General features: G+C 67.1%; 12 protein-coding genes and 1 riboswitch. Of the genes, 3 read left to right on the forward strand and 9 right to left on the reverse strand.

The genetic code is table 11. From position 1 onward, the window contains the following. The 8 genes from WAN71_RS13855 to WAN71_RS13890 all read right to left on the reverse strand — a co-directional run. Positions 1-1150, reverse strand: a 1150-nt coding sequence (locus tag WAN71_RS13855; RefSeq protein WP_422225883.1) for a PPE family protein, incomplete at its 3' end; no start/stop codon positions are given. Further along, entirely contained in the window at positions 1147-1857 is a 711-nt protein-coding gene (locus WAN71_RS13860; protein WP_422225884.1) for a (2Fe-2S)-binding protein, read from the reverse strand. The genes WAN71_RS13855 and WAN71_RS13860, both read right to left, overlap by 4 nt. Positions 1858-1894: 37 nt before the next feature. Continuing rightward, positions 1895-2074: riboswitch (cobalamin riboswitch) on the reverse strand. 44 nt (positions 2075-2118) lie between these two features. Further along, positions 2119-2493, reverse strand: coding sequence for a DUF5073 family protein (locus WAN71_RS13865; protein ID WP_422225885.1), 375 nt, complete (start codon positions 2491-2493; stop codon positions 2119-2121). Next, entirely contained in the window at positions 2493-3281 is a 789-nt protein-coding gene (locus WAN71_RS13870) for a heavy metal-binding domain-containing protein (protein ID WP_422225886.1), read from the reverse strand. Before WAN71_RS13870 ends, WAN71_RS13865 begins: the two co-directional genes overlap by 1 nt. Positions 3282-3391: 110 nt before the next feature. Then, positions 3392-5500: a manganese-exporting P-type ATPase CtpC gene (gene ctpC / locus WAN71_RS13875; RefSeq protein WP_422225893.1), complete on the reverse strand. Its 2109-nt coding sequence runs from the start codon at positions 5498-5500 to the stop codon at positions 3392-3394. A 31-nt stretch (positions 5501-5531) separates the two neighbouring features. Next, a complete protein-coding gene (locus WAN71_RS13880; protein ID WP_422225887.1) occupies positions 5532-5810 on the reverse strand; it encodes a DUF1490 family protein in 279 nt (92 codons plus the stop codon). 113 nt (positions 5811-5923) lie between these two features. Further along, positions 5924-6640 carry a TIGR03089 family protein gene (locus WAN71_RS13885; protein WP_422225888.1) on the reverse strand — a complete coding sequence of 239 codons (717 nt, stop codon included), beginning with the start codon at positions 6638-6640 and terminating at the stop codon, positions 5924-5926. Continuing rightward, positions 6628-8094 (reverse strand): LCP family protein, encoded by a 1467-nt coding sequence (locus WAN71_RS13890; protein ID WP_422225889.1) that lies wholly within the window; start codon positions 8092-8094, stop codon positions 6628-6630. The genes WAN71_RS13885 and WAN71_RS13890 overlap by 13 nt, the downstream gene beginning before the upstream one ends. A gap of 67 nt (positions 8095-8161) precedes the next feature. Here WAN71_RS13890 and rfbD point away from each other — a divergent pair, with 67 nt between their 5' ends. Genes rfbD through WAN71_RS13905 form a run of 3 tightly spaced genes read left to right on the forward strand, consistent with a single transcriptional unit; the run spans position 8162 to position 11055 of the window. Beyond that, complete coding sequence (rfbD, locus tag WAN71_RS13895) at positions 8162-9046, forward strand: dTDP-4-dehydrorhamnose reductase (protein WP_422225890.1); 885 nt, start codon at positions 8162-8164, stop codon at positions 9044-9046. A gap of 35 nt (positions 9047-9081) precedes the next feature. Next, a complete protein-coding gene (locus WAN71_RS13900) occupies positions 9082-9933 on the forward strand; it encodes a glycosyltransferase family 2 protein (protein WP_422225894.1) in 852 nt (283 codons plus the stop codon). Positions 9934-9981: 48 nt separating this feature from the next. Further along, positions 9982-11055: a sugar phosphate nucleotidyltransferase gene (locus WAN71_RS13905; protein ID WP_422225891.1), complete on the forward strand. Its 1074-nt coding sequence runs from the start codon at positions 9982-9984 to the stop codon at positions 11053-11055. 75 nt (positions 11056-11130) lie between these two features. On the opposite strand, the gene WAN71_RS13910 is transcribed toward WAN71_RS13905, so the two are convergent. Next, a partial coding sequence (locus WAN71_RS13910) for a hypothetical protein (RefSeq protein ID WP_422225892.1) occupies positions 11131-11402 on the reverse strand: 272 nt, incomplete at its 5' end.

Consider the following 11402-nt stretch of genomic DNA (forward strand, 5'->3'; position numbering starts at 1 on the left):
GTGCCAGTCCCAACGCGAGCGGAGGAGGGATCGGGGCGATGGGTGCGGGAATGCCGGCCAGCCCGGCCAAACCCGCTAAGCCCGCCAAGCCGCTCGCACCCAAAGGGACAACAGCCAGCGGAGCCAACGGGACGGTCAACAGCGGCAGGACGGTCGGAATCAGCAGAAGAGTGGGCTCGAGCAGCGTCTTGAGCAACGCGATGGTATCGGTGATGACCGTGCCGATGGCTTCGACAGTGGTGAATACCAGGGTGAAGCCGATGGTCGCCGGATTTCCCGAAGCGACCGCCGCGGTGAGATCCGCCCCGATAAACGCGAAGGTTTGCGACAGGAAGGCGACATAGGACCCGATATCCATCGGATAGCCGAGGGCGAACGCGATATTGAACGGGTCGAGGAAGATGAGCGGGTTACCGAGCTCGGCCAGATAGGGATCGAATCCGGAAAAGAGCGATGCCAAGTAGGGGTCGTTCAGCAGGTTGTTGATCAACGGCTGCAAGACGTTGTTGTAGAAATCGGTGTACCCGATGTCCTGCAACCATTGCAGCCATTGATCTTCCGTATCGGGGGGCAACGAGCTTGAATCGGCGGTGGTCGCCGCGGCCGCAGTGGATTTCACGACCTGAGGTGCCGGCGGGGTTTGCGGTGATGCAGTTACCGCGGCGGTGGCCACACCCTGATAGGTACTCATCACGGTGGCGGCCTGAACCCACATCCGCGCGTAGTCGACTTCATTCAAAGCGATCGGAATCGTATTGATACCAAAGAAATTCGTTGCCAATAGCACCGCGTGGGTAGCGTGGTTGGCGGCCAGCTCGCCCAGGGTCGGCATGGTCGCGAGCGCGGTGGTGTAGGCGGTGGCCGTGGTTTCCTGTTGCGCGGCAGTCGCGGCAGCGTCGGCGCTGGCCTGCGTCAGCCACGCCAGATAGGGCGCATGGGCGGCCACATACGCTTCGGCGCTCGGGCCCTGCCACGCGCCGGCCTGCACGCCGTCCAGGACGGCGGTCAGTTCTGCGGCAGTTTGGCTGTATTCGGTGCTGAGCGAGCTCCACGCCCCGGCGGCTGCCAGCAGCGAGCCGGGGCCCGGGCCACTGCTCAGCAACGCAGAATGGACTTCCGGCGGTGCGGCCATCCAAATCGGTGCGGTCATCGATCGCCTCCCTCAGCCAGCACGCAGTCGCCGCATAGCCCGCCGCCGGGCGCGCGGTAGTAAAGGCAGCAGCTGGTCCGGCGGTAGCCAGAGCCATTGAAACGAACTGCGTCCGAGAGCCTTTCGTCGCCGCACAACTCGCGAGCCAGTTGCCATCCGGTGCCTGAGGCGGCGTGGCCGTCGAAGACCCGCGCGGCGCCAAGCAGTGCGGAGGCCGCATTGCCTCGCAACAACTTGCCCGAGATCGGCCCGAGTCGCCGCAGCGCCGCGGTAAGGGGCGTCAGATGCTCCGCGAGGACCATGTCGGCCAGTGCCGACGCCAGGTTGTCACCTTGCCAGGCGACCGGGTGCTCGATATGCAGCTGAATTTGGCCGTCGGCCTCCCCGAACAGCAGATGCTCGGGGTCGAGGTCCAGTAGCAGCCGGCGGCCGGCCAACGCGCCCAGGCCGATCGACCACAACCGCGCGGCGAAGCCGAGGAAGAACGTCGACGCTGCGACCCGCTGCTCGGTGGCATCCATGCGTGCCTGCACGCGGCTGATGATCCCGTCGAGCAAAGCGATGTCGGTGTAGAGCTGCTGTACCGGGCGCCAGCCATGTTCGACGGCGCCGATCCCGACCGCGAAATAGCCACCGAAGCGTGCTAGCTCGGTGAGTAGCGCGACATTTTGCGCCTCGGAGACGCCGGCGAAATGCGGACCTGCCATGGACGCCCAACAACTCTCTCGGGGTCGACCGCCCCGGGTTGCAGGATGCGACGACGCGAGTGTCCTGGCTCTCGGATCACTGCTCGCCTCGCCTTCCGGCTCGCGGCCGTGGCGTTTGAGGTTCGCTCCCCGATCACAGTGGCGGGACCGCGCCGGATTCGCACCGGCTTCCTACATCGTCATCGCCTTACGGACGACATTGTCGCACTTCGCTCAGTCCAAGCGGTAACGAACCAGCCGAGAACTGCCGCCAGCCGCACCTCACCCCGCGCTGGCGCTCAACGCGTCGACTGCCGCGTCGATGTTCGGGATGACCGCGGGGCCGTAGCGGGCGACAATCTGGCCGAGGGAGCGGGCCAGGTGCGGCCCCACCGCGTCGGCCAGCAGCACCTCCTCGCCGATCACGATGCCACCGACCACGTGTGCGGCGTTCAATCGGTCGTCGCGAGTCACCTCGTAGCGCCAGTCGCCGATCTGCAGCCGTGCGGCTTGGGATCGGAACACCCCCCGACGGGCGGGGGTGTGCGCGACGCCCGGCAGCCCGGCGAAGACGCTAATCACCAACCCGATGCCGCCCGGTCCGGCCAGCGCACCGGCGACGGTACGGCTCACTCGCTCGGCGTCGAAATCCGCCATCATTCGTTCATGGCGAGTACGAACGACGGCTCGATGGTTTCGGCTGTGCCGCTGCGACGCACGGCCGTTCCGGCCGCGTAGAACTCCACCGTGTGGTAGCCCCAGGCATAGTTCTGGATGGCGAAATGCACCCCGACGACTCCTGATGCGCCGTCGCGCTCGGCTTCGCTTTGCATACGCGACATGGCCAACTCGCGCGCTTCGTAGTTTCCCTTCGTCCACTGCGGCATCTCGACGTTGCGGCCCATCTGTCGCAGGGTCTGCAGAAAGCCCTGCGCGGCAATATGAAAGACGCAGTTGCCCATGACGAACGCCACCGGCGCATAGCCCGATCGAAGTAGGGTCGCCATGTTCTGTCCCGAGAGGTGACTGGAGAAAGCCTGCCCGTTACCCCGCTTAAAGGCCCCTGGTTTAGGGGTGTAGCGCACCGCCGTTCCGACCGCGATGAATTCCAGGTGCTCTGATTCGGCGCCGTGCTGGCGCCAATCCAGGCGGACACCCACCACGCCGTCGGCGCCCAGCGCGTCGGCTTCGGCCTGCATTCGGGACATGGCGTTCCAGCGCGCCCGGTAGGTCGCCTCGGTGAGCACGGGGAGCTCGGATTGTTGCCGGATGCCGGCGAATTGATATCCCACGTGGTAGACCGAGACACCCATCACCAGATCGAGTGGCTCGAAACCGGCCCCATGCAGGATCGCGAATTCGCTGATCGACAGGTCCGACGTGAAGACCTTGTCGGCATGCGACAGCCGTTCGCTGGCAACGGGGTCGAGCGGGGTCGATGACACGTGGGTATCCTTTCGCCGGTTGCGCACATCGTACGAGGCCGATGTCGGACTGGGGACGCTTCTACCGCGGTTGGTCAACCCGTAGCCTGCCAGTGGCCCCCGACCTTCGCTCAGTCCAAGCGGTAACGAATCAGCCGAGAACTGTTTGCGACGACGGCCACCGACGACGCGTTGTGCATGATCGCGGCCAGCACCGGCGACAAGGCGCCGCCGGCGCCGATCAACAGCCCAGCGGCGTTGACCGCGATCGACATGCCGTAGTTCTGCCGGATCACCTCGACCGCGCGGGCGCCCAGATCGCCCACATCGAGCAGGCGGTTCAAATCGTCGTTGGCCAAGGCGACATCGGCGGTCTCGACGGCGACGTCGGTGCCGGCCAGCCCCATGGCGATGCCGATGTTGGCGGCTGCCAACGCCGGAGCGTCATTAATGCCGTCGCCGACCATGCCGACGATGTAGCCCTCGTCCTGAAGTTGGCGTACCACTTCGAGTTTGTCCTCGGGCAGCACCTCGGCGCGCCACTCGTCGATGCCCAGCTCACCGGCAACCACCGTGGCGATGTCGGGATGATCACCGGTGAGCATCACGATTCGGCGAATTCCGTTGCTGCGCAGCTTCTTCAGTACATCGGGTGCTTCGGGCCGGACTTCGTCGCGCAGGCTGATCAGCCCGACCAGTGTGCCGTCCACTGCGAGCAGCAACGGGGTTTCGGCCTGGCGGCGCAGCGTGTCGACCCAGTCGGCTGCCTTTTTGGAGACCTTGACGTTCTCCGAGCGCAACAGCGACGGGCTGCCGAGCAGCAGCGTTCGTCCATCGGCCCAGGTCCGCATGCCTAGGCCGACCAGCACCTCGCATTCCTCGTGTGGCGGAATGATGATGCGGCGTTCCTCGGTGGAGCGGATCACCGCCTCGGCCAGCGGGTGGCGGGAATGCAGCTCCGAGCTGGCGGCATAGGCGAGCACCTGCTCCGGCTGCCAGTCTTTGTGCAACGCAATAATATTCGTTACAACTGGGCGTCCGACGGTGAGGGTGCCCGTCTTGTCGAAGACGATCGCATCCGCCCGACTGGCTTGCTCGAGGTGCGACCCGCCCTTGATCAGGATGCCGCGGCGCGCGCCGTTGCCGATCGCCGCGCTGATCGCGGTCGGCGTCGCCAGACCCACTGCACAAGGGCAGGCGATCAGCAACATCGTCATCGCGCGGCGGACGTCTCCGGTGATCGCCAGGGTGATCGCGGACACGATGAACGAGATTGGGACGAAACGACGAGAGAAGTTCTCGCCGACGGTTTGGATCGGTGCCCGATCGTGCTGCGCCTCTTCGACGCGGGTGATGATGCGACCGATGGTGGTTTCATTGCCGACGGCGCTAGCTCGGACGACCAGGCGCCCGCGCAGCACCACCGAGCCGGCGTGCACCGTTGACCCAGTAACGATACTGACCGGCAGCGTTTCGCCGGTGATCGCTGACTGGTCGACAACGGCGTCGCCGTCGACCACGTCGCCGTCCACCGGTATCGCCACGTGGTCGTGAACCACGACGTCGTCGCCGATCTGGATGGTGTCGATCGGGACCTGTACTTCGGTCCCTTTTTGTTCGCCGTCGGCCAGCCGGATCCATGCCGTGTCGGCGGTGCCGCGGAGCAGATCCGAGATGGCCCGCCGAGTCCGTCGCAACGTCAAATCCTGAAGGTACTCACCGATATTCAGCAGCCACAGCACGGTGAGTGCGACCACGTTCTCGCGCAACACCAGGCTGGCCACCGTCGCCGCGGTCACCAGCGCATCGGTGCCGGCACGTCCGGACCGCAGCGAGCGCAACGCGCCGCGAAGGAACGGATAGCCCATGAACACCGTCGCGCCGGTTGCGACCAGCCGGCCGCTCGGGCCCAGCAGCGGCGGTCGTTTGAAGACGTAGCGGCGCACTCCGAGTAACGCCAGCGCCGTGCCGCCGATCACCATGCGCAGCACCTCGGTGTTGCGGACATCGGCTGAGCGGGGTGTGCGCGCCGGGATCAGTTCGGCGGCAACATGTTCGGCCGACGTGATCGCCGCCAGCACCGCCTCACGGTCGCAGCGCCTCGGCGAATACCAGACGACCACAGAGCCGGTGTGCGGGTAGGCGTGCACCGCCCGCACCCCGTTCTGTCGATCGACCGCCTCTTCCACCGCGACGGCGCGCCGGGAATTCGAACGCACCCAGGGGACCTGCACCCGCATCCGCCCCGCCGCGTCCGAAACGACGCGCACGTCAGTGCTCGTGGTCGTCGTTGCCGATCGCCGGAGGCTGCGCCTCCTCGCCGATGCGTTCGCGGGCTTCGGCCACCACGTCGGCGACCTTCAGCCGGGCTGACTCCGCTGCTTCCTCGGCACGACGCGTTCCGCGCAGTCCCCACTCCGTCGCGCTCACGGCGGCGTTGTGAAGTGGAGCCTTGGCCAGGGCCTTACGCACAACCTCGTAGGCGCTGACCCCAACCAGTCCGGTTACCACCGTTCCGGCCGCCTTACCCAACAGCCCGTGCACCAACATCGCCTAACCTTCCTGCCGTCGTGCGTTGCCGGCCTGAAACTACCAGCCCTCCACGAAGCTAACATCGAAGTATTGCAATATCAATATGGATTACTCCTGGCGCTTTGGCGCGTCTAATCGAGGGTGCGGGTGACCTTCTCGGTTTCGATCCTGCGCGGCAGCGCGGCCGGATCGGGGTTGGCCACCTGCACCAGCGACCCGCCGACCATCAGGACCGCCAGCAGGCCTGCGGTCAAGTCGTCGGGCCGATCCCAGGACGCCGTCGAAAGCACCCGGTCGCCGGCCGTCAAACCCCTTGTGGCCGCAGCGTTTTGGCAGGCAGCCAGCACCTCGTCGACGGATCGGCCCGCCAAGGCCGGGCCAGGATGGCGCTCGGCGACAATTTGGTCGCCGTGCACCCGCACCGCGGTCGCATAGTCGGTGACCCCAATCGGCAGGTCGGGCGCCGGCCGGCCGAACGGGTCCAGTGACAGCACCGCTACCTCTGCGGCGCCGGTGGCGTCCGCCGCCGCCAGCCCGTCGACCGTGCACAACGCGACGTCCGCCTCGGAGCCGCCGAGCAGCACATCCGCGCCGATCCACCACACCCCGAACAACACCGCCGCCGTCTGCCAATGCGCCGGCAGCAACACCGCCACCCGGCTGGTCGGTCCGGCGCCCAACTCGTCGCGTAACAGGTTGCCGGTTTTGGCGGCCCAGTTGGCCAGTGTCACCGCGGAGAGCTCGATGCGCTCACCGGTGGCGTCGTCGTAGTAGGTGATGCGCGGGCCGACCGGGTCGGCGCGCAGCATCGGGTCCAGGATCGCTCCGCTGAGCGTCAGTTGACGCACTCGGGGTGCTCGGAGCCGGCGGTCAGGATCGGCGAGGGTGGGGGAGCGGTGTTGTTGGCCGAGTCAGGGTGCGACGAACCGGCCGCCGTCGCGGTCGGGCCGTCGCCCAAGCCCGCGCCCGGGCCGGTGTAGTCATTGGCCAGCACCACCCGAACCGATCCCGGCGGGACTGATGCATTGGCGATGACCGGAAGTCCGCCGAGATCTTTAGCGACCGCTTGCGCGCCCAGGTCGTCGGCCTTGGCGGCTTGCACCTGGCTGCCGGACACGTGGGCGGCGTCATTGTTGCCGACGGTGCCTGCGGCAAATCCCTTGGTGGTCAACACTTCTGACACCGACGCCGCAAGCCCGTTGATATCGGTGTCGTTGAGCACGTTGGCGATAGTCTTGCCTGGCGTATAGGCCAGCTCCTCGGTCTTGCCCTGCGCCTGATCGTGCAACAGGCCCGCGACCCAGTCTTGCACCTGATGGGGATCGACCCGCACCACGCTGTGCATGCCGTCGTCGCTCCAGCCGGACTCGTCGAGCACCGGGATGGTGGCGAAGGCGATCTTGCCGGCGGCCAGCTTCTGCAGCTGGTTCACGAAATCCATGATGTCCCAACCGGATGACAGCACCACCGAGCGTTGGATTGCCTGCTGCAGCCGGTTCATCGTCGAGGGGCTCGACAGTGTCTTGCCCGAGATCACCTGGTGAGCCAGCGAGGCCATCACCACCTGCTGGCGCACCACCCGGTCCAGGTCACCGCGGGGCAGGTCATGGCGCTGACGGACAAAGCTCAGCGCTTGCGGACCGTTGAGCTTCTGCCAGCCAGCCGGAAAGTCAGCACCCGAAAGTGGTTCGTAGACTGGCTCTTTGAGGCAGACGTTGACACCGCCGAGGGCGTCGGTGATCAACGCGAAGCCCAGCAGCCCAATCTCGGCGTAGTGGTCGACGGTGACTCCGGTGAGGTCGGCGACCGTCCTGATCAGCGCCTCACGGCCGGCCTCGGTTCCTTGCGCCTCGGCCTCGGCGGCCGCGACGCCGGATTCGACCAGGCTGACCCGCTTCTCTTCCTTGGTCTGGCCGTAGACGCCGTTGATTTTGGTCTTGCCCAGCCCGGGCGCCGAGACGTAAGTGTCACGCGGAATCGAGATTGCGGTCGCCGATTTCCCGTTGTTGGGGATACGCACCAGGATGATCGTGTCGGTGTTGGATGCCACCTCGTCCCCGGCCTTTAGCGCCGCCAACTCCTCGGCGCTTAGCGGGTTGCCGTGGGCATCGGTGCGGCTGTCCATGCCGACCAGCAGGATGTCGATCGCACCGTCGTCGCCGCCCTGACCCAGCGACGGAGCGAAGACGTGGAAGATGCCGTCCTCGAACGAGCGAACCTTGCCCCAGGCCACCCCGGTACCGAGCACCACCGCCACGGCCGCCACGGTTGCAATCACACGAACCACGCGTTCCCCAGGCATCCCACCAGACTACTTTCGTCACAGCAGTATCGCCGGTAGCGTGACTTCGGCGTGCCAGACTCGTGACATGCCGCGACGATCCAGAGCGAAGCGGATCGTGATTACTGGCGCCGGGGGGCAGGTCGGCGGTTTTTTGGCGACTGAGGCTGCTGGGCAGGGACGCGACGTGCTGGCGCTGACGTCGTCGCAGTGGGATATCACCGATCCGCAGGCCGCAGACCAGATCGTGCAGAGCGGCGACGTGGTGATCAACTGCGCGGCCTACACCAATGTCGACGCCGCCGAGGGCGACCAGGCGACGGCGTACGCGGTCAATGCGGCCGGCCCGGAGCGCATCGCACAGGCCTGCGCGCGCGCCGGCGCGCGGATCGTGCACATCTCGACCGACTACGTGTTCAGCGGCGACTTCGGCGGATCGGCGCCGCACCCCTATGAGCCTGACGACCAGACGGCGCCGTTGAGTGTCTACGGGCGGACGAAATTGGCTGGCGAACGAGCCGTTCTGGCGGCGTTGCCGGAAGCTGTGGTGGTCCGCACCGCGTGGGTTTACACCGGCGGAAGCGGTAAAGACTTCGTCGCCACCATGCGCAGGCTGGCCGCCGGTGACGGCGTCGTCGAGGTCGTCGACGACCAGACCGGCTCGCCCACCTATGTCGGCGACCTGGTCGCCGCGCTGCTGCAGGTGGTCGACGGGCAGGTGCACGGGTCCGTTGTGCACGCCGCAAACGGGGGCGCGGTGACCCGGTTCGGGCAAGCCCGCGCGGTGTTCGAGGGCGTCGGCGCCGACCCGGCACGGGTGGTGCCGATAAGCAGCGCCAGCAAACCGCGGCCGGCGCCGAGGCCGCCATATTCAGTGCTGTCGGCTCGACAGTCGGAACAGGCCGGCCTTTCGCCGCTGAGACCGTGGCGGGACGCGCTGGCCGAGGCGCTGTCCGCGGCGCCGGGCGGGTGACCGTTACCCTGCTACGCGTGAGTGACGTCCTGCCGGTGGTGACGGTGACCTATTCCCCGGGCCCGCATCTGGACCGGTTTTTGGCGTCCCTGTCGCATGCGACCGAGCGGCGGGTGAGCGTGCTGATGGCCGACAACGGCTCCACCGACGGGGCGCCGGAGGCCGCGGTGGAGCGCTACCCGGGCGTGCGGTTGTTCTCGACCGGCTCCAACCTCGGCTACGGCAGCGCGATAAACCGCGCGATAGCGCTGCTCGACGATGGTGACGAATGGGTTATGGTGGCCAACCCGGATGTGCAGTGGGGCCCGGGCAGCATCGACGCGCTGCTGGACGCTGCCTCGCGGTGGCCGCGTGCGGCGACCCTGGGACCGCTGATCCACGACCCCGACGGATCGGTGTACCCGTCGGCGCGCCATCTGCCCAGCCTGATCCGCGGCGGCATGCACGCCGTCGTCGGACCGCTGTGGAAGAACAATCCGTGGTCGGCGACCTACCGCCAGGAACGGCTGGAACCCAGCGAGCGGCCGGTGGGCTGGCTGTCGGGGTCGTGCCTGCTGGTGCGTCGCGCGGCCTTCGAGCAGATCGGCGGCTTCGACGAGCGCTACTTCATGTACCTGGAAGATGTCGACCTGGGCGACCGGTTCGGCAAGGCGGGCTGGCTGAACATCTATGTGCCGACGGCGGAGGTGCTGCATCACAAGGGCCACGCCACCGGGCGCGAGTCGGCGCGCAACCTGGCGGCCCACCACAAAAGCACCTATATCTATCTTGCCGACCGGCATGCTGGATGGCGGCGCGCTCCGCTTCGCTGGGCCATCCGGGCCGGGTTGGCCACGCGTGCGCGGCTGATGGTGCGCGGTGCGCGACGGGCAGAAGGGCGGCGGTGACCGCGCCGGCGACGATGCAGAGCGAAGCGATGAGGAGGAGCGGCGCATATGCCGTTGACACAGGTTGACGCGGTCGTTCTGGTCGGTGGCAAAGGGACCCGGCTACGGCCGCTGACGCTGTCAGCGCCCAAGCCGATGCTTCCTACCGCCGGGCTGCCGTTTCTGACCCACCTGCTTTCGCGGATCGCCGCGGCCGGTATCGAGCACGTCGTTCTGGGCACCTCCTACAAGCCTTCGGTGTTCGAGGCGGAGTTCGGTGACGGGTCCAAATTGGGTCTGCAGATCGAGTATGTGACCGAGGAACATCCGCTGGGCACCGGCGGCGGAATCGCCAACGTCGCTTCGCATTTGCGTCACGACACCGTGATGGTGTTCAACGGCGACGTGCTCTCCGGAGTCGATCTGGGACAGCTGCTGGACTATCACCACGAGCAGCAGGCCGATGTCACGTTGCACCTGGTTCGGGTCGGCGACCCGCGAGCGTTCGGCTGCGTGCCCACCGAAAATGGCCTTGTGACAGCATTTTTGGAGAAGACGCAGGACCCGCCGACCGACCAGATCAACGCGGGCTGCTACGTATTCTCGCGGGAGATCATCGATCGGATTCCGCGGGGGCGCGAGGTGTCGGTGGAACGGGAAGTGTTCCCGGCCTTGCTATCTGACGATGTCAAGGTGTGCGGCTACGTCGATGCCAGCTATTGGCGCGACATGGGCACACCGGAAGACTTCGTCCGCGGCTCGGCGGACCTGGTGCGCGGCATCGCTCCGTCGCCGGCGTTGCATGGCCATCGCGGCGAGCAGTTGGTGCACGACGGCGCGGCGGTATCGCCGGGCGCGTTGCTTATTGGAGGGACGGTTGTCGGGCGAGGCGCGGAGATCGGACCCGGTGCCCGGTTGGACGGCGCGGTCATCTTCGACGGCGTGAAGGTTGAGGCCGGCAGCGTGATCGAGCGGTCGATCATCGGCTTCGGTGCCCGAATCGGCCCGCGGGCGCTGATCCGCGACGGTGTCATCGGCGACGGCGCCGACATCGGCGCGCGCTGCGAGCTGCTGCGGGGAGCTCGGGTGTGGCCTGGAGTGGTGCTTCCGGACGGCGGGATTAGGTACTCCAGCGACGTGTGAGCGGCGTCGACCAGCAGGCATGGAGCGTAGTCGTCATCCGGCGCCGCTAGCCGACGGTCCCCGCCATACAGCTCGCTATGGCGTTCCGTGGGCGCCGTTGGAACCGGAGGGATTACCCGTACCGCCGGTGCCGCCCTTACCGCCGGCCGCAGTGCCCGGAGCAGTTGTGCTGGCGTTACCGCCGGCGCCGCCGTTGCCGCCCGCGTTCGGGTTACCAGCCCCGCCGTCCCCGCCGTTGCCGCCGTTGCCGCCGGTGGCGTTTCCCGTTCCCTGGCTGGTCGCAAAGCCACCGGCGCCGCCATAACCGCCAGTGGTGCCCGCGGCGCCGGCCCCGCCGTCACCGCCCT

The organism is Mycobacterium sp., assembly GCF_049280035.1.
Lineage (GTDB): Bacteria > Actinomycetota > Actinomycetes > Mycobacteriales > Mycobacteriaceae > Mycobacterium.